The organism is Streptomyces sp. WM6378, from assembly GCF_001279695.1.
Taxonomy (GTDB): domain Bacteria; phylum Actinomycetota; class Actinomycetes; order Streptomycetales; family Streptomycetaceae; genus Streptomyces.
The window spans coordinates 1-20,382 of the sequence record NZ_LGDD01000334.1 but is presented as its reverse complement, the minus strand read 5'-3'; the positions used below and the strand labels follow the sequence as shown (position 1 = coordinate 20,382).

Genomic DNA, 20,382 nt, shown 5'->3' with positions numbered 1-20,382 from the left:
ACGGAATTCCGGAGTCCCCACCAGCGTCATTTCTTGGCCTGTGCGGGAGGCGGCGCCGCATCCGGTACGGCCCGCGGCACCCCGCCACCGGACACTACGAATTTTCCTGTGCCAGGTGCGCTGCACTTTCCGGGTGTGCCCCGCCCAGGCCCGGTGGGCGCCTCATCCGCGCCCCGACCGGACCTGCCCGTCTCCTGGAGCGTCGCCCGGTGCTGTTCAGACTCCTACGAACCCAGCTGCGTCCCCACCGGCGCTTCGTCGCCCTGCTGGGGCTGCTGCAACTGGCCCAGATCCTGGCCACCTTGGCCCTGCCGACGCTGGGCGCAGCGGTCATCGACAACGGCGTGGTCAAGGCCGACAGCGGCTACATCACCCGGACCGGCCTGGGCATGCTGGCCGTGGCGCTCGTACAGGTTGCGGCGTCCGTGGGTGCGGTGTCGCTGAGCGCGCGTACGGCCATGGCGATGGGCCGCGACCTGCGCTCGGCCGTCTTCCGCCGGGTGCTGGACTTCTCGGCGCGCGAGGTCGGGCAGTTCGGCACTCCGTCGCTGATGACGCGCACCGTCAACGATGTCCAGCAGGTGCAGATGCTGGTGCTGTCCGCGTTCGGCGTCGTCGTGTCGGCGCCCCTGATGTGTCTGGGAAGCATCGCGCTCGCACTCCAGCAGGACATTCCGCTCTCTCTGCTCCTGGTGACGCTGATGGTGGCCCTCGGAATGTCATTCGGGCTCATTCTCGGCCGCACCGATCCGTTCTACGACCGTATGCAGAAATACTTGGACCGCATCAACGGCCTGCTGCGCGAACGCATCACGGGAGTCCGCGTCGTACGAGCTTTTGTGCGCGACGGTCACGAAGGCGCAAGATTCGGCCGCACCAATTCCGAATTGTGTGACGTCTCGTTGCACGTCGGCCGCATGCTGGCCACCATCGTTCCCGTCGTGCTGCTGGTACTGAACGCCTTCATGGCGGCTGTGGTGTGGTTCGGCGCGCACCGCATCGACGCCGGGGCGATGCGGTTCGGTGCGCTCAGCGCGTTCCTGAGCTATCTGATGCTGATCATGATGTCGGTGGTGATGGTCACCTTCGTGTGTCTGGCGATGCCGCGGGCAAGGGTCTCAGCCGAGCGCATCCAGCAGGTGCTGGCGACCGAGCCGAGCGTGACGACACCGCCGCGGCCCGTACGCGCCGTGCCCGCGCCCGGCCAACTGGCCCTGTACGGCGCCGGGTTCAGGTATCCGGGAGCGCAGGAGCCGGTGCTGAGCGGGATCGACCTGAGCGCCGGTCCCGGCGAGACGGTGGCGATCCTCGGCAGCACCGGCAGCGGCAAGACCACCCTGCTCAATCTCGTGCTGCGGCACTTCGACGCCACCGAGGGCCGCGTCCACGTGGGCGGCGTCGACGTCCGCACACTGGACACGGAGGTGCTGCGCCGCACCGTCAGCTTCGTCCCTCAGCGGGCGTACCTCTTCTCCGGCACCGTCGCCGGCAATCTGCGCTTCGGCAACCCCGACGCCACCGACGACGAGCTCTGGCACGCGCTGGAGCTCACGCAGGCCCGGGATTTCGTCGAGCGCCTGCCGCAGAGACTGAACTCACCGATCACGCAGGGCGGCACCAATGTGTCCGGCGGACAGCGGCAGCGCCTGGCGATCGCCCGCGCCGTGCTGCGCAGGCCGGACATCTATCTCTTCGACGACTGCTTCTCCGCGCTGGACCATGCCACGGACGCCGCGCTGCGGGCCGCGCTGGAACCGGAGATCTCCCAGGCGACGGTACTCACCGTCGCCCAGCGCGTCAGCACCGTCCAGCACGCACAGCGCATCGTGGTCCTGGACGGGGGCCGGGTGGTCGCCACCGGAACGCACGAGGAGCTGCTGCGCACCAGTACGGCGTACCGGGAGATCACCCGATCCCAACTCACCGCGCTCACCGGCCACTACGGCGGCTCCGGCTCGGACACCGGAACCGCCACGACCCCTCAGGAGGCCGCCCATGAGCTCGGCGGACAGCTCTAGCCGCGGGCGGCACGGCCCCGCCCGCCGCACTCTGGCACTGCTGCGGCCGCACCGCGCCCCGGTCGCCTTGGCGGTCGCCCTCGGCATCGGCGGCGTCGCGCTCAACGCGGCGGGCCCGATGCTCCTCGGCAAGGCCACGGACCTCGTCTTCGACGGCATCCGGCACACCCGTGGATCCGGCGGAGTCGACTTCGACGGGATCGCCCGTGTGCTGCTGATCGCGCTGGTGTTCTTCGCCGCCGCCTCCCTCCTCACCCTCCTCCAGGGGCGACTGGTCTCGGCCGTCGTACAGCGTGTCGTCTTCGCGCTGCGCCAGTCCGTGGAGGCCAAGCTCGCCCGCCTGCCGCTGCGGTACTTCGACCGCCACCCGGCAGGTGAGCTGCTCAGCCGGGTGACCAACGACGTCGACAACCTCCAGCAGACCCTCCAACAAACCCTCAGCCAGCTGATCACAGCGATGTTCTCCGTACTGAGCATGCTGGTGCTGATGCTCGTCATCTCGCCGCTGCTGGCACTGATCATGGTGGCCTGTGTACCGGTGTCCGCCGTACTCGCGGCCCGGATCAGCAATCGCGCGCAACCGCGGTTCGCCCGTCAGTGGTCCGCCACCGGAGCTCTGAACGCCCACGTCGAGGAGGTCTACACCGGTCACGCGCTGGTCAAGGGCTTCGGGCGGCGCGAGCAGGCCGAGCGCGCCTTCGACGAGCACAACGCAGCCCTCTACCGCGCCGGCGCACGGGCCGAGTTCGTCTCCGGTGCCATCGAGCCGTCGATGATGTTCGTCGCCAATCTCGGCTATGTCGTCGTGGCGGTCGTCGGCGCGCTGCGCGTGGTCGCCGGGGCCCTGTCCGTCGGCGACGTCCAGGCGTTCGTCCTCTACTCCCGGCAGTTCAGCCAGCCGACCGTCGAGGTCGCCGGCATCGCCGCCCGCCTGCAGTCCGCCCTCGCCTCCGCGGAGCGGATTCACGACCTCCTGGACGCGGACGAGCAAACACCCGACCCAGACCGCCCCGCGCGACTCCAAAAGGCCGGACTCCAAAAGGCCGTCGGAAAAGTCCAGTTCGAGAAGGTCTGCTTCCGCTACTCCCCCGGCACCCCCCTCATCGAGGACCTCTCCCTCACCGTCGAGCCCGGCCGGACCGTGGCGATCGTCGGTCCTACCGGCGCGGGCAAGACCACCCTCGGCAACCTCCTCATGCGCTTCTACGAGACCGACGCGGGACGCATCCTCCTCGACGGCACCGACATCACCACCCTGACCCGCGAGGACCTGCGCTCCCACATCGGCCTGGTGCTCCAGGACGCCTGGCTCTTCTCCGGCACCATCGCCGAGAACATCGCCTACGGACGTCCCGACGCCACTCGCGAGGAGATCGTGACCGCCGCCCGCGCCATGTGCGCCGACCGCTTCATCCGCACCCTGCCGGACGGCTACGACACCGTCCTGGACGAGGAGTCGACCAACGTCAGCGCGGGCGAGAAGCAGCTCATCACCATCGCACGGGCCTTCCTCGCGCGGCCCTCGATCCTGCTCCTGGACGAGGCGACCAGCTCCGTCGACACCCGCACGGAGGCCCTCATCCAACGCGCGATGCACTCGCTGCGCGCGGGCCGCACCAGCTTCGTCATCGCCCACCGCCTCTCCACCATCCGCGACGCGGACCTGATCGTCGTCATGGAAGGCGGCCGCATCGTCGAGCAAGGCACCCACGACCAGCTCCTGGCCGCCGCGGGGGCCTACGCCCGTCTCCACTCGGCCGTGGGGCCCGGTGCCGGGCTGGAGGGTGCCTCACCACGCTGAACCGGCACTGCACCGTACGACCTGACGAATCGCTCGAAAGGAGCCGATCCACCATGCCCGACAGCCATGCCCTGAGCGAGCTGCGCGCCGCGATCAGCGCGCCCGACCACACCCCCGAGGACATCGCCGCGCTTCCCCTACCAGAGTCCTTCAGGGCCGTGACCGTCCACAAGAAGGACACCGAGATGTTCCGCGGAATGGCCAGCGCGGACAAGGATCCGCGCAAGTCGCTGCGCGTCGACGAGGTGCCGATGCCCGAACTGGGACCCGGCGAGGCGCTGGTCGCGGTGATGGCCAGCTCGGTCAACTACAACACGGTCTGGTCGTCCCTCTTCGAGCCGCTGCCGACCTTCGGCTTCCTGGAGCGCTACGGGCGCACCTCGCCGCTCGCCAAGCGGCACGACCTGCCCTACCACATCCTCGGCTCCGACCTGGCCGGCGTGGTGCTGCGCACCGGCCCCGGGGTCAACGTCTGGAAACCCGGCGACGAGGTCGTGGCGCACTGCCTGTCGGTGGAGCTGGAGAGCCCGGACGGACACGACGACACCATGCTCGACCCGGCCCAGCGGATCTGGGGCTTCGAGACCAACTTCGGCGGCCTGGCCGAGATAGCCCTGGTCAAGGCCAACCAGCTCATGCCCAAGGCCGCCCACCTCACCTGGGAGGAGGCCGCCGCGCCGGGTCTGGTCAACTCCACCGCCTACCGTCAGCTGGTCTCCCGCAACGGCGCCGGTATGAAGCAGGGCGACAACGTGCTGATCTGGGGCGCCAGCGGCGGCCTGGGCTCGTACGCCACTCAGCTCGCCCTCGCCGGCGGCGCCAACCCCGTCTGCATGGTGTCCAGTCAGCGCAAGGCCGAGGTGTGCCGGGCCATGGGAGCGGAGGCGATCATCGACCGCTCGGCCGAGGACTACCGCTTCTGGACCGACGAGCACACCCAGAACCCGCGGGAGTGGAAGCGGCTGGGCGCCCACATCCGGGAGTTGACCGGCGGCGAGGACGTGGACATCGTCTTCGAGCACCCCGGCCGGGAGACCTTCGGGGCGTCCGTCTACGTCACCCGCAGGGGAGGCACCATCGTCACCTGTGCCTCCACCTCCGGCTACCACCACGAGTTCGACAACCGCTACCTGTGGATGCACCTCAAGCGCATCGTCGGCACCCACTTCGCCAACTATCGCGAGGCCTGGGAGGCGAACCGCCTCGTCGTCAAGGGCAGAATCCACCCCACCCTCTCCTGCACCTACCCGCTGGCCGACACCGCGCTCGCCGTCCACGACGTGCACCGGAACGTCCACCAGGGCAAGGTCGGCGTGCTGTGCCTGGCCCCGGCCGAGGGACTGGGCGTGCGCGACGAGGAAATGCGCGCGAAGCACCTCGACGCGATCAACCGGTTCCGCTGACCGCTGCGTCGGCCCCGCCCACCGGGCCGCGCGCTACCCGGCTGCCGCCGGCACCGCCCGCTGTTCCGGCCCCGCGTACGAGGCGCGGGGCCGGAACAGCGTGTTGTGGGCGAGTTGTTCGCGGCACATAGCGGTCAACACCTCACTGAACGAGCAGGCGCGCCGCCCGCGCGGCGCTGGCCGGGCCGTCCTTGGTTTACCGGGCGCAGCCCGGCTGGCTCAGAGTGACGAGATGCTGCCTCAGGAGGGCGATGACAGCTGCGGCCTCGGCGGTGAGGTAGAAGTGTCCGCCGGGATAGACGCGCAGGTCGAAGGGGCCGGTGGTGTGGCCGCGCCAAGCTTCTGCCTCGTCGAGCGAGGTCTTTGGATCGCTGTCGCCGGTGAGCACCGTCAGCGGTGCCCGGACGGTGACATCGGGCGCGCAGCGGTAGGTCTCGATGGCTTGGTAGTCGCTCCGGATCGCCGGCAGGATCATCCGCAGGATCTCCTCGTCGCCGAGGAGCGCGGTGTCGGTTCCGGCGAGGAGTTTCAGTTCCCCTACGATGCCTTCGTCGGTCTTCCGGTGGACGTTCTCGTCGCGGATCCGGGAGGGTGCGCGACGGCCGGAGGCGAAGAGGTGGGCGAGCTCACCACCGTCTGCTTCGAGACGACGGGCCACCTCGAAGGCCAGTGTGGCGCCCATGCTGTGGCCGAAGAAGGTGGTGGGCCGGGCCGTCAAGGTGGGACGCAGCGCGCCGTAGACCTGGTCGGCGAAATCGGCGATATCGCTGGGGCTGACTTCCTTGCGCCGGTCTTGCCGACCCGGGTACTGGACCGCGAACACCTCCGCCACGGAAGCCAGTTGGGCGGACACGGGGAAGTAGAAAGACGCCGAGCCACCCGCGTGAGGGAAGCAGAAGAGCTGGCTGGGGCTGGATGGCGCGGGGTGGAAGCGCCGCGCCCACAGGCCCCCTTCGGTGGACGTCGTCATGTGAGTGATCTCCTAGTAGGTAGAGCCGACCGGGACGTATTGACAGGCGGGCGCGTGCGGGGCACTGCGACGGGGGGACAGGGCCGTGGCACATGGCGAACGCCCAGGGGGCCGAGCGACCTCACTCCCTGAGCCATCAGGGCCCGCAAAGCCCTTTGTGGGTCCTGGCAATCATTGGACATGCCCGCGCAGTGGGTGAATCCCTAGACTTCCACCCCGTCTCCCTATCAGTTCGCGGCCCCATACTCGGCGTCAGCGCGGACACTAGGGATATCCGGGCGCCGTGTGCGCTCCAATAGACCGGGTCGGCGTGCTGGCCGGCTCCGTCCACCTGGCGGCCCGCGTGCCGTCGGCTAACAGGGGTGTCCTTTCGTGCTGTTGAGGCTGCTGCGTCCCTAGGGCGGGGCGACCGGCGCACTCGCGCTCCACCAACTGCAGCTGATTCCGGGCACGTTGGCGTTGCCGACGCCCGGCGCGGCACCGACGGCGAACTCCTGTGCGTACCAGGCTTCTACGCCCGGCTCCACGCCTCCCACTCCCCGCCACCGCCGCCGTCGAAGCGGCGGCAGGCTGATCAACGAGAGAGAGGGCACCGTGCCTGATGGAAACCTCCTGGCCGTCAGCGATCTGCATGTCGTCCACGCCGAGAACCGCACGCTGGTCGACTCGCTGCGGCCCGCTTCGGACGGCGACTGGCTGATCGTCGCGGGCGACATCGGCGAGAAGTTCGACGACGTCGCCTGGGCGCTGCGCCTGCTGGCGGGCCGGTTCGCCAAGGTGATCTGGACACCGGGCAACCACGAGCTGTGGACGCCTCGTGAGGACTCCGTCCAGCTCCGGGGCGAAGAACGCTACCGGCATCTGGTCGAGCTCTGCTCGGAATTCGGTGTGGTGACGCCGGAAGACCCCTACCCCGTGTGGACCGGGCCCGGCGGGCCGCTCGCCGTCGCGCCGCTGTTCACGCTGTACGACTACACGTTCCGCGTCCCGGGCACCACCACCGCAAAAGAATCGCTCCAGCGCGCCTACGACGCCGGGGTGGTGTGCACCGACGAGTATCTGCTGCACCCCGACCCCCACCCGGGCCGAGCGGAGTGGTGCCGGACCCGCGTCGCCGAGACCGAGGCGCGGCTAGCCGCGCACGACCCTTCCGTCCCCCTCGTCCTCGTCAACCACTGGCCGCTGGTGCGCCAGCCCACGGACGTGCTGTGGCACCCGGAGTTCGCCCAGTGGTGCGGCACCGAGCTGACCGCCGACTGGCACACCCGCTTCAACGTCGCCTCCGTCGTCTACGGCCATCTCCACATCCCCCGCACCACCTGGTACGACGGCGTCCGCTTCGAGGAGGTCTCCATCGGCTACCCCCGCGAGTGGCGCAAACGCGGCCACCCGCGCGGGCTGCTGCGCACCATCGCCCCCTTCAGCGGAGAAGCTCCGGTGGAGGCACGCGCATGATCGATGAGCTGCTGCCGACGATCGTCGTGTGCGCCGAGGCCTTCGGGGACGAAGGCGAGAACGAGCTCTATCCGCAGGAGGCGGCGCTCGTCGCGAACGCGGTGCCAGGGCGGCGGGCCGAGTTCGCGACCGTACGTGCCTGTGCGCGGCGCGCGCTCGCGGAACTCGGGCTACCTGCCGCGCCGGTGCTGCCCGGTGTGCGCAACGTGCCGCAGTGGCCGGCGGGCGTCGTGGGAAGCATGACCCACTGCGCGGGCTACAGGGGCGCAGCGCTCGCCCTCTCGGCTTCCGTGGTCGCCGTCGGCATCGACGCGGAGCCCAACGGGCCGCTCCCGGAAGGGGTCTTGGCGTCCATCGCGCTGCCGAGCGAGGTCAGTTGGGCGGAGGCGCCCGGTGACGGAGTGCGCCGGGACCGGCTGCTGTTCAGCGCGAAGGAGTGCGTGTACAAGACGTGGTTCCCGCTGACCGGGGTCGCGATCGACTTCAAGGATGCGGAGATCACCTTCGCGTACGGCGAGGACTCGGCCTCGGGCACCTTCGAGGCGCGTCTCCTGCGGCCCGGGCACCGGCCGGACGGGGTCCCCCTGACGGGGTTCAGCGGACGGTGGCTCGCGCGGGAGGAGCTGCTGCTTACGGCCATCGCGCTGACGTCATAAGAGGAACTTCCTCACGTGGCGTCGATCCCATTGCTGTCCGGGTCTTCTCTACCTGACGCTTTCTGCGTCGATTGCGTGGCTGTCTCACAAGCAGGGTCGGGTTCGTTGCCCGCGCGTCGCTGCTGCACCGCCGTGTAGAGAGCCCCGGCGAGCATCGGAAATGTCAGCGGATCCATGATGCGTACCCCTCCCCGTACCCCGTCGCGCCTCGGGGCGCCGTCACAATCCGTCGGCACGTTTTTGATCCATCGCCACCCAGGCGAAAAGTGTGACTTGTATTGATCCGAAACTCAAAGGGTTCTATTCGAGGGTGTATCGGATGTGTGGTTGGCGTTGGCGGCGGTGGAAGCATCTGCGGGTTTCGGCAGCGAGTTGGTCCTGGTCGCGGGCCCCGTGGTGCGGGGGCAGGCTGCGCTTGAGGTCAGCGTTGACCAGTTTGTAGGGGTTCAGCTCCGGCGAGTACGACGTCAGGAAGTGCGCCTCGATCCGGTCGGGGTGATCGGCGAGCCAGGCGCGGACCTTGCGGGAGCGGTGGGCAAAGTGACCGTCCAGGACACGTGAGACCTTGTGCATGAAGTGTCCGGCGACGCAGTCCAGGAGGCGACACATCACGTCGGCGTCGAAGGTCTCGGCGAAGACCGTGAAGTGCATGCGACCCCTGCTACTGATCGCCGACATCGGGTTGAACCGGAACTCCATTACATCCCCGTCCCCCTATCACGCACCGGCATCCAGGGCTCGGCAGTTGGAAACCGACCCGGGCCGAAATTCGCTGACGGGCGGCCACCCTGCCTCGTGGCGCATTTCATGGTCCAAATCCTCCTTAGAGGGTAGCCACGTCCGCCCCTTGGAGATCACCGTGGACCAGCCAATGCACCCCTCCACTCCGGGACAGACCGATCGGCAAGAACAACCTGCTGACCGCTGCTGCGATCGTCAGCCAGCCGTAGGGAAGCACGCTAATGGCACGTCCGCCGTCACATCGGACCGGTCTCGGCTTCACTGCCTGGCCACCGACCGGGCAGGCCGGCTCGAAGTGAAACTCCCGCACGAGCCTCCCGCTCTGCGGATTCTCGTGTCCGCCTCCGCAAACAGGTCCGGAAGACCCTCACGGCTCCCCTGATCCGCGCCCCTGGTTCCAGCAGCCCGCGACTGGCCCTCTTCGCCAACCAGAGGTACCACGGACGACCACCGGCCGCCGGTCGCACCACTATCGCTGCGGGAGTACGACGTGACCCGATTCGCTTTCGCCGGACGCTGCTCGACCGAAGACCTCCAAGACCCCGAAGCCTCCAAGAACTGGCAACTCCTCCGGGCCAAAGGACTGATCGAACCAGTCGGCGGACAGATCGTGGCCGAGTACTTCGACTCCGGCCACTCACGCGCCCTGCCATGGAAGCGCCGTCCCCAAGCAGCCGCCCTCCTCCAGGACCTGCGCAACCCCCAGCGTGGCTTCGACGCCGTTGTCATCGGAGAACCTCAACGCACCTTCTACGGCAACCAGTTCGGCAACACCTTCCCCCTCTTCGTCCACTTCCACGTCCCCCTGTGGGTCCCCGAAGTCGGCGGGCCTATCGACCCCGACAACGAAGCCCACGACCTCGTCATGTCCGTCTTCGGCGGCATGAGCAAAGGCGAACGCAACCGCATCAAGATCCGCGTGCGCACCGCCACGGCCTCCCAGGCCCAGCTCGAAGGCCGCTACCTCGGCGGCCGCCCGCCCTACGGCTACACGCTGGAGGACGCCGGCCCGCACCCCAACCCCGCCAAAGCCGCCGACGGCAAGCGGCTGCAACGGCTCGTACCCGATCCCGTCTCCGCACCCATCGTCCAGCGGATCTTCTCCGAGTACCTGCGCGGCAAGGGATACCTGGCCATCGCCATCGGCTTGACGCTCGACAGCATTCCCTGCCCCTCCGCCCACGACCGGGCCCGCAATCCCCACCGGGACGGTCTTGCCTGGTCCAAGAGCGCCGTCGCCGCCATCCTCGCCAACCCCCGCTACACCGGCCACGAAATCTGGAACAAACAGCGCAAGGACGAAGTCCTGCTCGACATCGACGACATCACCCTCGGCCACCGCACCAAACAGTCCTGGAACAAACCCGACCAGTGGATCTGGTCCGCACAACCGGTCCACGAACCACTCGTCAGCCTCGACGACTTCAAAGCCGCCCAGGCCCAGCGCAGCTCACGGCACCAGCAGCGCGACCACCCACGGCCACCACGCACCACCACACACCCCTACGTACTGCGCGGCCGCATCCACTGCTCCATCTGCCGCCGCACCATGCAAGGCAGCTTCAACAACGGCCACCCCCACTACCGCTGCCGCTACACCGCTGAATACGCCCGCACCAGGGCCCTCGATCACCCGCCGACCATCTACGTCCGCGAAGACGCCGTGCTACCCCGGCTCGACTCATGGATCGCCCAGTCCTTCGCCCCTGCCCGGCTCGACCGGGCCCTCCACGAACTCCAGCGCAGCCAGGAGAACACCCTCACTACCGCCCCCGCACTGGAAGTCGCCCGCATCACCATCGCCGACTGCGACCGGCGCATCGCCCACTACCGCGCAGGCCTCGACCGCGGCACCGACCCAGAACTCATCACCCGCTGGATCACCCAGACCCAAGCCGAGAAAGCAGCCGCACAACGACAGCTCAACGAAACCGACCAGGCGCAACGAACCGTGCTCACCGAGGACCAGATCCGCGAGCTGGTCGAACAGCTCGGCAGCATCCACGCCGCCCTCGCAACCGCCGCCCCTGAAGACAAGCAGCAGCTCTACCTAGCCCTCGGCCTCAAGCTGACCTACTATGCAAAAGAGCGGATCGTGACCGTTGAGTCACAACCCGCTCTTCTATGTGCACATGCACTGTGTCCGAGGGGGAACACGAGCCATAGGCACACGCCGCTGGTCAGCGGCGAAATCGCGCTCGCGCGATGAGCCAAGGTCATCACGCTGCGCCCGATACCCCACGGGCGGTGTTGCCCATTGTGTTCAGACCCCACTCACTGTGCTCAGGCTGGGCACCAGCCGGCATCCCCAATCCAGTGATGCTCTCGACACGTACTTCCGCCGCGTCGCCGCCCGCCGGGAAGGGAAACGCGCCATGGTCGCGGTCATGCACAAGCTCCCGATCATGATGGGTGAGTCCTGCCCGACCGACTGCCCACCGGAAGCTCGGCGCCAACTACTTGCCCCAGCGTGCCCCTTGACCCGTGCGACGGGGCGGCACCCGGGGCAGCGCAGACATCTTCGCCGGTTCGTCGCTGGTCTGGCACGCCATGGGTGACGTGGCCCCGTCGAGGATGCAGCCCTACTCGTAGGTGAGATGTATGCCGCATCAGAGGGTCGTCAAGGGCCGCCCGGTTCTCTTGAGGCCGCATCCGCAGAGCAGTTGTATGGAGTCTGTGAACAGCAGTCCGCGCTATGACGACCGGCCGCCGAATCCGGCGCTTCCGGTAGTGCGCGCTGTTCCCGCGTCGGCTCTCTGAGCCGCGCCTCCCAGCGCCGTACGCCGCCGCCGCGCCCACGCCCGGCGGCGTACGCGCGTCTCCTCCCACAGCACGCTCCGCCCCTGATTCGGGGCGATTTCGGCGTGCCCACATCCAGGAAGCCCACCATGACTTCTGCACCCCTGACTGGCCGCACGGTCCTCGTCACCGGAGCCACCTCCGGCATCGGATACGAGACCGCGCGGCAGCTCGCCGAGCGGGGCGCCACCGTCCTCGTCCACGGCCGCACCACCGACGAGGCCCAGACGGCCACGGACCGCCTCATTGCCACGGCCGGTGTCGAGGCGGGCCAACTCTGCTCGTACGCCGCCGACTTCACCCGGCTCGAAGAGGTCGAGGCGCTCGCCCACCGGGTTGCGACAAACCATCCGCACCTGGACGTCCTCGTCAACAACGCCGGTATGGCCGCCCCCGAGCGGCACACCATTACGGCCGACGGCAACGAGATCGCCTTCCAGGTCAACTTCCTCGCCCACTACCTGCTGACCTGCCTCCTGGAGACGGCACTCACCAGCGACCCGGGCGGCCGCGTCGTCAACGTGTCGTCGTCGCTGCACCGCACGGGCAACATCCAGTGGAACGACCCCAACCGCACCAAGCGCTACTCCCGCCTCGCCGCCTACGCCCAGTCGCAGCTGGCACTGACCGTCTTCGCCGCCGACCCGCGGGTCGCCGCCGTCTCCGTCCACCCCGGCATCTGCGACACCGCCCTCCTCCCGCTGTATGCGCACGAGGGCGTGAACGCTGCCGAGGGCGCGGCCCACGTCGTACGCCTCTGCGACCCGGCCACCGAGATCGTCAACGGCGCCTACTACGACCGCGACCAGCAGGTCGACCCCGCGCCCGCCGCCACCGAGGGCCGCTCCCTGCAGCGCCTCAACAACCTCGCCTCGCTGCTCGTCGGCCACACCGCCTGAAGAACACCACCTCAAGCACACCCTGAAGGAGCCACCACCCATGTCCAAGCGCGCCCGCAAGAAGAAGGACCGCCGCAAGAAGAAGGCCAACCACGGCAGCAAAGCGTCCTGCTAACTCCACCGGACGCCCGAGAGGCGGACTGTTCCGGCGGACAGTCCGCCCCTTCTCGTTCCCCACGCCCAGAATCAGGTGAACTCCCTTGATCGAGCTTCCGCTGCGCGAACTCCCCTCCTATCTGCGCTGGTTTCCCAGCGGGACGGCTGGGCCGACCTCGCTGGCCGAGCACGTCCTCGCCACGCGAACCGGCCGCCTCTGGGCAGACCGTGCCGACCGGCCTCGTACCGTCGCCATCACCTGCGCCGGGCACGTCCTGCTGAGCGGGGACCCAGGAGCGCTGCAACCGGGCGCACTCGCCCCACTCGCCAACCGTTACGTGCTGGCCCCGGCCCGTTTTCTTCCGGCCCTTGGCTCGGCGTTCGACCGGGTCGTGCCGTGGGAGCGGATGGTGTACGTCCACGCCGAGGCACCGGCCCGGCCTCGCCCTCCGCGCGGTGTGACGGTACGGCGCGTGGTCGAGGCCGACGCCACGGCACTGGCCGTGCTGGGGGCAGACTCGGCCTGGATTCAGGCCAGTTGGGGCGGTCCGGCCAGACTCGCCGGGTCCGGGCACGCCTGGGGCGCCTTCCACCGGGGCCGGCTCCTCGCGGTCGCCTGCACCTACTTCCTCGGCAGCCGGTACGAGGACATCGCCGTCGTCACCGTCCCCGAACACCGCCGCGAGCAGCTCGCCCTGAGTTGCGTCGTCGCCCTGTGCGCCGGCGTCGAGGCGCGCGGCCGCACCACGAGTTGGACCTGCTCCCGCTACAACCGCCCCAGCCGCCTGCTCGCCTGGACCGCCGGCTTCCGCCTGGAGCGCGAGTACGTCCACTACGCGACCGGCACCCCTACCACCAAAGGTGTCTCCGGCAGCCGGAAGCCCGCTGCTCCCGTTGGGGGTGTGTCGGGCGCCTGACATCACCGCGGCTGCGTCTCGCGGACGTCGACGCCGAAGTGCTCCAGCACAGCCAGGAAAGCCATCCGGTTGGGTATGCCGTTCGGCTCCCACATCGCCCGCCTCTGTTCCCCGCTTCTCGTGTGGACGACGATGCCGCGCGGCCGCGCCTCCAGGTCCAGTTGCGGACCCACCTCGATGTGGTCCAACTCGGCCCACGTCATGAGCGTGCGGCGTTTGACGAAGAGCAGCCAGTCGTGGAGGAGCAGGCCCTCCGGTGTGATGGCGGCCAGCTTGAAATCGACTGTCCCGCCCTGCCGGAGGCGCTCCAGCATCCGGGGGAGCTGAGCCTCCGCGATCTTCGGCTCCGCCAGGCGGACGAAGTGCGTCAGCGCCGTCTCCACGGGGGCGGCTGCCCCGGCCGTCATCCGGTGCCGGGTTCCCCGGTGCCAAAGGCAGTACCGGTACCCGAACTCGTAGGTCGTGCCTTGATGACGGACCCTGGAGAAGGAGTGGTCGATCCTCTCGATGTCCTGCCAGCGCACGGCGAACGTCTTCCCCTTGCCCGGCACGAGGTGGGCGCAGTGCCCGTAGAAGAAGACGGCACCGTGCGCGTGGATGTGGATGGTCTCGTGCGGAATCTGGAGCACCGCGACCTGTGCACCGAGCGACGCTCCGTCTGCCAACTCCGCCGCGACGGGTGCCATGAGGGGGTCCTCGGTCTGTGGCCCGAGGCAGTGTTGCGTCGCCTTCGCCGAGCACAGCGCCATTCCCGTCATCGCGAGGGCGAAGACCGTCCCGCAGCCCGCCAGCGGGGGCAGCCACTGCCCGGCAGAGACCGAATCGTCGAACAGTGCCGGGCTCAGCGTTCCGGCGACGCCGAGAGCGGCCACGAGGCTGACGAGCGCGAGGACGTTCTCGGCTCGGCCCAGGGCACTGGGTCGGCTCTGCAGGATTCCCCGGCCGCTCCACAGCAGGTCCATGCCCATGCCGAGCATCAGCAGGCACCAGGCGAACAGGGCCCAGCCCCCGAGCCACCGGTTGTGCCCCGGGGCCGCATCGAAGATCCACAGCACGGTCCACACGGCACCGAAGCCGCCGGCTACGGCCATGGCCGCTCCAGCGAGCATCGCGAATCCGCCTGCCGCAGTGACCGTTCCCGGTCGCGCCGAACTCACCGTTCCCCCCTTCCTCACTGCGGTCGACGCCCTCTCGTGCCCGTGTCGTCCTCGCGGCCCTCGTCGTACCGAATTCACGTGGGCGGCGGTCGCGGGCAAGGACGGGTCGAGCAGAGCCCCCGGAACAGGCATGGGCGCCCCGGCCGTCACGGGGGGGGGCGACCGGGGCGCGTGACGTCGACGCTACGCCCGCCCCGGCCGGGAATCCGGCGCCCACTGGCTCGTTAGCAGAACCTTGATTGCCGTCCCCGGCTGTCGATCTTGCCGCAGTGCAAACCGGGGTGAAGGATCGCAATGTTGATGTGTGACGCATGTGGACGTCTTCGGGAGGAGCAGCGTGAACGAGCGTGCCGAGCGGGGTGGGCCGTCGCACCGGGTGGCCAATGCTCCGGTTCCGCGCCGGTCGGGCGCACCGGCTTCCCGGACGGCGGGCCGCGCGCTGTCGCCGTCCGATGTGCTGGCGTTGCAGCGGTCGGCGGGCAACACCGCCGTCACGGCCGTGCTCAGGTCGGCGTCCGTGCCCGTCCAGCGGGAGACCGAGGGCGCCGAAGTCACCACGGGCAGGGTCAAGGACACTCTCGACACGACCGCGCAGAACGTCGGAACGACCACCGCCGTGACCGTCGGGGATCAGTTCACCGACCCCACCTTCAGTACCCCTGCCTCCTATGCGGGCGGCATGGCGGCCCCCTTCGCCTCGGGTATCGCCGCGGGCGCCGGACTCGCCACCGGCATCGGAGCGATGCGCACCGCGCAGCGAGGCAAGGACTCCCATCCGGTGGGGAGCACGCCGCACCACGAAGCGGCCCGCGATCTCGCGAGCGCCCGCGCGGATGTCGGTCAGAGCGCCTCCGGCCTGGTGGGCAACCTTCTCAACGGGGCGGGCGGAGCGATGAACTTCGCCGGGCAGACCCCCGCGGTGTACAACGCGGTCCTGTCGGCCGGCGGGGCCGCGGCCCTGCCCGCGTCGCTGCTCCAGACGGGACGCTACGCCCGCAAGGCCGCCAAAGCGCAGGCCCGGGTCGCGGCGCTGCGCACGCTCATGGCCTCGGAGACGGAAGGGCCGAAGAAGGTGCTGGCCACGGCAGACCAGGAACTCGCCGCGTGCCGTGAACTGATGGACGCGGTCCACGAGTTGTACACGGCCAAGAGGGACATGTATCAGGCCCGCGTCCAGGAGATGGGCCGCTCCCCCATGGACCGGCCTCTAGGGACGGACCTGGACATCCTGAAGCAGGCGCGGCTGGAGGTCCACGAGCTGGAAGGCCGACTCCTGGAGGCGGACCTCAGTGTTCTGGAGGCGACGGCGAAACGCAAGGAACGCCAGGACGCCCGGGACGCCATGCACCACGCCCTCACCGAGGCGGCCGAGCACGTCGGCCGCCACCGGACGGGTGCTCCCGAACAGGTCTCCCTCGCCATGATCCAGGCGTATGCGGTGCGGAAGAACGAGCGGGGCCGGATCAAGAAGATCATCACGGCCACGGGCGGAGCCCTGGGAACGGCGGGCGCCGTTGCCTCCCTCGTCACCTCGATCGCCGTGGCGGCAGGGGCCACCGCCGGCGCGGGCGCGCTCCTGGCCACCCCGGTCGGCTGGGCGCTCGCCGGCGCTGCCGCCGCCGTGGGCCTCGGCCTCGCCGCGTACAAGGCGTGGAAGTACTTCGCCAAGCGCTGGGAGCGGACGGCCGAGCCCGACGCCGAGGGCAACCCGACCCGTACTCCTCTCGAACGGCTCGGCAAGACCCTCGCCTTCTGGAAGAAGGCCGGTCCGGGCAAGCGCGAGGAGTACGCCGCCGCGCTCTACGCGATGGCCGAGGGCGGCCAGGCCGCCGACCCCGTCCGCGCGGAAGAGGCACGCAAGACCGTTCAAGCCCTCGGACTCGACTGGGACGCCCTCCGGATGACCGCCGAACCGGCGAGCGCCAAGAAGCTCATCGCAGCCAAGCTCGCCTCGTAACCCGGCACCGTGAAGTGGCCTTCCCCGGGCCCGCGCCGGTTCGCGGCATCCGGACCGCGGACTGGCCGTCGGCGCCGAACCGACGTATGGGGAGGCAGAGTTAAGAGGTCACCGCGCCCGGCAGATCCGGGCTGACCGGTAGGTGGTCCGAAGCCTGCCGGAGCGTGATGACCATGGTCATGCCGCCGCCGGGGGTGTCCTCGGCGGCAAGGGTGCCGCCCATGGCTTCGGCGAAGCCCCGGGCGACGGCCAGGCCGAGGCCCACTCCGGCGCCGCGCGGGGCGTCGCCGTAGCGCTGGAAGGGGGCGAGGATGCGGTCCTTCGCCTCGTCCGGCACCCCCGGTCCCTGGTCGACGACTCGTAGCTCGACCCGGTCGGCGATGGCGCTGGCGGAGATCAGCACGCGTTCGCCCTCGGGGCTGTATTTGACCGCGTTCTCCGCGACGTTGGCGACGGCCCGCTCCAGAAGGCCCGCGTCGACGGAGACCATCGGCAGGTCTTCCGGGATGTCGAGGATCACGCTGTCCTCGGGAACCCCGCCGAGCGCCATGGGCACGACTTCGTCGAGGTCGATGTCACGGATGATCGGGGTCACGGTGCCGGTCTGGAGGCGGGACATGTCGAGGAGATTGCCGACCAGATGGTCGAGGCGGTCGGTGCCCGCCTCGATCCCTTCTAGAAGCTCCGCCTCGTCCGCCTCGGACCATTCGACATCATCGGCGCGCAGTGAGGTGACGGATGCCTTGATGGAGGCCAGCGGGGTGCGCAGGTCGTGGCTCACCGCGGCGAGCAACGCGGTGCGGATGCGGTCGCCCTCGGCGTACAGCCGTGCCTGGTCGGCCTCTTCCTTGAGCCGCTGGCGGTCCAGGACCACGGCGGCCTGGGCGGCGAACGCGCCGAGCACGCGCCGGTCCTCGGCCGGCAGCGCGCGCCCGGTCAGGGCGAGCGCCATGCGGTCACCGACCGGCATGTCGACGTCCGCGTCCTCGGGCCGGGTCACCGCACCCGGACCCACGCTTCCGGTGACGGTCCACGGCTCGACCTCGCTCGCACGCTCCAGCAGAGCAACCGACGCCATCGCGAAGGTTTCCCGCACCCGCTCCAGGAGGGCGTCCAGGCTGGTCTCGCCGCGCAGCACGCTGCCCGCGACGAACGAGAGGATCTCGGACTCGGCTCGCAGCCTCGCCGCCTGGTGGGTGCGCCGGGCCGCCAGGTCGACGACGGACGCCACCGAGGCCGCGACCAGGAAGAAGACCGCTATGGCGACGATGTTCTTCGGGTCGTAGATGGTGAGCTCGTGGACCGGCGGAGTGAAGTACCAGTTGATGAGCAAGGAGCCGATCGCCGCAGAGGCCAGCGCGGGCAGCAGTCCGCCGAGCAGCGCGGCGCCGACCGTCAGCACCAGGTACAGCAGCATCTCGTTGGCGAGGCCGAGGTCCACGGAGATGTTCGTCAGGAGCAGGGTGAGCAGCACCGGTCCGATCACACCCGTGAACCAGCCCCACAGGCTCCGGCCCCGGCCCAGGCGGGCGCCGCGTGCCACCGGCAGGCCCCGGCCGCGCGCGGCCTCCTCGTGGGTGACGATGTGGACATCGAGGTCCGGCCCGGAGTCCCGGGCGACCGTTGCGCCCACGCCGGGGCCGAAGACGTACTGCCAGCCCTTGCGTCGGCTGGTGCCGAGGACGATCTGGGTGGCGTTGACGCCGCGCGAGAATTCGAGCAGGGACGTCGGCACGTCGTCACCCACGACGTGGTGGAACGTGCCGCCCAGGTCCTCCACCAGGGTGCGCTGGACAGCGAGTTCCTTGGGCGAGGCGGCGGTGAGTCCGTCACTGCGCGCGATATAGGCGGCCAGTACCTCACCGCCCGCGCCCTTCTCGGCGAGCCGGGCGGCGCGGCGGATGAGCGTGCGGCCCTCGGGTCCTCCGGTCAGGCCGACGACGATGCGCTCACGCGAGCCCCAGATCGTGTTGACCCGGTGTTCGCTGCGGTACTCGGTGAGGTACTCGTCGACGCGGTCGGCGACCCACAGCAGCGCCAACTCCCGCAGCGCCGTGAGGTTCCCCGGCCGGAAGTAGTTCGACAGCGCCGCATCGACCTTCTCCGGCTTGTAGATGTTGCCGTGCGCCATGCGGCGGCGCAGCGCCTGCGGCGACATGTCGACGAGCTCGATCTGGTCGGCGCGCCGAACGACCTCGTCGGGAACGGTCTCCTGCTGCCGCACGCCGGTTATCGACTCCACCACGTCCCCAAGGGACTCCAGGTGCTGGATGTTGACGGTGGTCACGACGCCGATTCCGGCCGCCAGGAGCTCCTCGACGTCCTGCCAGCGCTTGGTATTGCGCGAGCCCGGGATGTTGGTGTGCGCCAGCTCGTCCACCAGAACCACCGACGGGCGACGCTCCAGGACTGCGTCCAGGTCCATCTCGGTGAAGACCGCACCCCGGTATTCGAGTTCACGGCGCGCGACCTGTTCCAGGCCGTGGAGCATCACCTCGGTACGCGGCCTGCCGTGGTGCTCGACGAACGCGACCACGCAGTCAGTGCCGCGCTCCACGCGCCGGTGCGCCTCGGACAGCATCGAGTACGTCTTGCCGACACCCGGCGCCGCGCCGAGGTATATACGGAGCTTGCCGCGCGCCATGATTCCGATCTCTGTGGTGGTGGTGAATCCGCTGGAGGCTTGGAAGGGTTTCCGGGGTCCTGGCTCAGACCTCGAAGCGGTAACCCATCCCCGGGGCGGTGATCAGGTGCTTCGGGCGGGACGGGTCTGCTTCGAGCTTGCGCCTCAACTGGGCCATGTAGACGCGGAGATAGTTGCTCTGCGTACGGTAGCTGGGCCCCCACACCTCCTGCAGCAACTGGCGCTGGCTGACCAGCTTCCCGCGGCTGCGGATCAGTACCTCCAGGAGGTGCCACTCGGTGGGGGTGAGCCGCAGATCCGTGCCACCACGCCTGGCCTTCTTTGCAAGGAGGTCGATCGTGAAGCCGCTCGTGGCGACGACGGCCAGTTCCTCCTCGCCACGGGCCTCGGACTCGGTGCGCCGGGTGGCCGCACGGAGCCTTGCGAGCAACTCGTCCATCGAGAACGGCTTGGTGATGTAGTCGTCGGCGCCGGCGTCCAGCGCCTCGACCTTCTCGTCGGACGTATTGCGGGCAGAGACCACCAGGACGGGCGCCCGGGACCAGCTGCGCAGCCTCTTCATCACCTCGATGCCGTCCATGTCGGGCAGTCCGAGATCGAGGAGCACGGCGTCCGGCGGGTTCGCGGCGGCGAGGGCAAGTGCGGTCATTCCATCCGCGGCGGCGTCGACGACGTACTTGCGCGCCCGGAGGTTGATCTCCAGTGCCCGTACGAGCTGTGGTTCGTCCTCGACCACCAGCACCCGGGTCATCGGTGTGCCGCCTTTCTTCCATGCTGCGTGTCGTGTGGGAGTCACGGGATGAGTGAATGAGCACGGTCGTGCGGCGGGGCGGGAGCCGGGGCCCGGAGGTCGTCCGGGGCCGGGGCCC

General features: G+C 69.4%; 16 protein-coding genes. 10 read left to right on the top strand and 6 right to left on the bottom strand.

Going from position 1 to position 20,382, the window contains the following annotated elements; all coding sequences use genetic code 11:
* Positions 1–209: 209 nt before the first annotated feature.
* Genes ADK54_RS37180 through ccrA form a run of 3 tightly spaced genes read left to right on the top strand, consistent with a single transcriptional unit; the run spans position 210 to position 5,222 of the window.
* Positions 210–2,018: an ABC transporter ATP-binding protein gene (locus ADK54_RS37180; RefSeq protein ID WP_053730242.1), complete on the top strand. Its 1,809-nt coding sequence runs from the start codon at positions 210–212 to the stop codon at positions 2,016–2,018.
* Entirely contained in the window at positions 1,996–3,819 is a 1,824-nt protein-coding gene (locus tag ADK54_RS37175; RefSeq protein WP_053730241.1) for an ABC transporter ATP-binding protein, read from the top strand. Before ADK54_RS37180 ends, ADK54_RS37175 begins: the two co-directional genes overlap by 23 nt.
* 53 nt (positions 3,820–3,872) lie before the next feature.
* Positions 3,873–5,222: a crotonyl-CoA carboxylase/reductase gene (ccrA, locus tag ADK54_RS37170; RefSeq protein ID WP_053730240.1), complete on the top strand. Its 1,350-nt coding sequence runs from the start codon at positions 3,873–3,875 to the stop codon at positions 5,220–5,222.
* A 196-nt stretch (positions 5,223–5,418) separates the two neighbouring features.
* Here ccrA and ADK54_RS37165 read toward each other — a convergent pair whose 3' ends face one another.
* Both ADK54_RS37165 and ADK54_RS48430 read right to left on the bottom strand, forming a co-directional pair.
* Complete coding sequence (locus ADK54_RS37165; RefSeq protein WP_053730239.1) at positions 5,419–6,192, bottom strand: thioesterase II family protein; 774 nt, start codon at positions 6,190–6,192, stop codon at positions 5,419–5,421.
* Between the two features lie 395 nt (positions 6,193–6,587).
* Positions 6,588–6,719 carry a hypothetical protein gene (locus tag ADK54_RS48430; protein ID WP_267887073.1) on the bottom strand — a complete coding sequence of 44 codons (132 nt, stop codon included), beginning with the start codon at positions 6,717–6,719 and terminating at the stop codon, positions 6,588–6,590.
* 67 nt (positions 6,720–6,786) lie between these two features.
* Between ADK54_RS48430 and ADK54_RS37160 the strand changes: the two genes are divergently transcribed.
* Together ADK54_RS37160 and ADK54_RS37155 are read left to right on the top strand one after the other, a co-directional pair.
* Positions 6,787–7,647: a metallophosphoesterase family protein gene (locus tag ADK54_RS37160; protein ID WP_234392360.1), complete on the top strand. Its 861-nt coding sequence runs from the start codon at positions 6,787–6,789 to the stop codon at positions 7,645–7,647.
* The gene (locus tag ADK54_RS37155) at positions 7,644–8,303 is read left to right on the top strand and encodes a 4'-phosphopantetheinyl transferase family protein (RefSeq protein ID WP_053730238.1); all 660 of its coding nucleotides are present in this window, start codon (positions 7,644–7,646) and stop codon (positions 8,301–8,303) included. Before ADK54_RS37160 ends, ADK54_RS37155 begins: the two co-directional genes overlap by 4 nt.
* A 300-nt stretch (positions 8,304–8,603) precedes the next feature.
* On the opposite strand, the gene ADK54_RS37150 is transcribed toward ADK54_RS37155, so the two are convergent.
* Entirely contained in the window at positions 8,604–8,981 is a 378-nt protein-coding gene (locus ADK54_RS37150; RefSeq protein WP_420717467.1) for a transposase, read from the bottom strand.
* A gap of 553 nt (positions 8,982–9,534) precedes the next feature.
* On the opposite strand from ADK54_RS37150, the gene ADK54_RS37145 reads away from it, so the two are divergent.
* The 4 genes from ADK54_RS37145 (at position 9,535) to ADK54_RS37135 (ending at position 13,755) form a co-directional block, all read left to right on the top strand.
* Positions 9,535–11,253: a recombinase family protein gene (locus ADK54_RS37145; RefSeq protein ID WP_078966924.1), complete on the top strand. Its 1,719-nt coding sequence runs from the start codon at positions 9,535–9,537 to the stop codon at positions 11,251–11,253.
* A 679-nt stretch (positions 11,254–11,932) separates the two neighbouring features.
* Entirely contained in the window at positions 11,933–12,742 is an 810-nt protein-coding gene (locus ADK54_RS37140) for an SDR family NAD(P)-dependent oxidoreductase (RefSeq protein ID WP_053730236.1), read from the top strand.
* A gap of 40 nt (positions 12,743–12,782) precedes the next feature.
* Complete coding sequence (locus ADK54_RS49000) at positions 12,783–12,857, top strand: 50S ribosomal protein bL37 (RefSeq protein WP_385998377.1); 75 nt, start codon at positions 12,783–12,785, stop codon at positions 12,855–12,857.
* Positions 12,858–12,942: 85 nt separating this feature from the next.
* Positions 12,943–13,755, top strand: a complete 813-nt coding sequence (locus tag ADK54_RS37135) for a GNAT family N-acetyltransferase (RefSeq protein WP_053730235.1) — start codon at positions 12,943–12,945, stop codon at positions 13,753–13,755.
* 2 nt (positions 13,756–13,757) lie between these two features.
* Here ADK54_RS37135 and ADK54_RS37130 read toward each other — a convergent pair whose 3' ends face one another.
* Positions 13,758–14,846, bottom strand: a complete 1,089-nt coding sequence (locus ADK54_RS37130; RefSeq protein ID WP_053730234.1) for a hypothetical protein — start codon at positions 14,844–14,846, stop codon at positions 13,758–13,760.
* Between the two features lie 403 nt (positions 14,847–15,249).
* Here ADK54_RS37130 and ADK54_RS37125 point away from each other — a divergent pair, with 403 nt between their 5' ends.
* Positions 15,250–16,869, top strand: coding sequence for a hypothetical protein (locus ADK54_RS37125; protein ID WP_159048013.1), 1,620 nt, complete (start codon positions 15,250–15,252; stop codon positions 16,867–16,869).
* 100 nt (positions 16,870–16,969) lie between these two features.
* On the opposite strand, the gene ADK54_RS37120 is transcribed toward ADK54_RS37125, so the two are convergent.
* Positions 16,970–19,513, bottom strand: coding sequence for a sensor histidine kinase (locus ADK54_RS37120; protein WP_053730232.1), 2,544 nt, complete (start codon positions 19,511–19,513; stop codon positions 16,970–16,972).
* A 64-nt stretch (positions 19,514–19,577) separates the two neighbouring features.
* Entirely contained in the window at positions 19,578–20,264 is a 687-nt protein-coding gene (locus tag ADK54_RS37115) for a response regulator (RefSeq protein WP_053730231.1), read from the bottom strand.
* Positions 20,265–20,382 lie beyond the last annotated feature (118 nt).

Coding starts and splice junctions, on each gene's coding strand:
- ADK54_RS37140 (WP_053730236.1), top strand. CDS start 11,933: ATGACTTCTGCACCCCTGACTGGCCGCACGGTCCTCGTCACCGGAGCC.
- ADK54_RS37165 (WP_053730239.1), bottom strand. CDS start 6,192: ATGACGACGTCCACCGAAGGGGGCCTGTGGGCGCGGCGCTTCCACCCC.
- ADK54_RS37175 (WP_053730241.1), top strand. CDS start 1,996: ATGAGCTCGGCGGACAGCTCTAGCCGCGGGCGGCACGGCCCCGCCCGC.
- ccrA (WP_053730240.1), top strand. CDS start 3,873: ATGCCCGACAGCCATGCCCTGAGCGAGCTGCGCGCCGCGATCAGCGCG.
- ADK54_RS37155 (WP_053730238.1), top strand. CDS start 7,644: ATGATCGATGAGCTGCTGCCGACGATCGTCGTGTGCGCCGAGGCCTTC.
- ADK54_RS37150 (WP_420717467.1), bottom strand. CDS start 8,981: ATGTCGGCGATCAGTAGCAGGGGTCGCATGCACTTCACGGTCTTCGCC.
- ADK54_RS37130 (WP_053730234.1), bottom strand. CDS start 14,846: ATGGCCGTAGCCGGCGGCTTCGGTGCCGTGTGGACCGTGCTGTGGATC.
- ADK54_RS37120 (WP_053730232.1), bottom strand. CDS start 19,513: ATGGCGCGCGGCAAGCTCCGTATATACCTCGGCGCGGCGCCGGGTGTC.
- ADK54_RS37115 (WP_053730231.1), bottom strand. CDS start 20,264: ATGACCCGGGTGCTGGTGGTCGAGGACGAACCACAGCTCGTACGGGCA.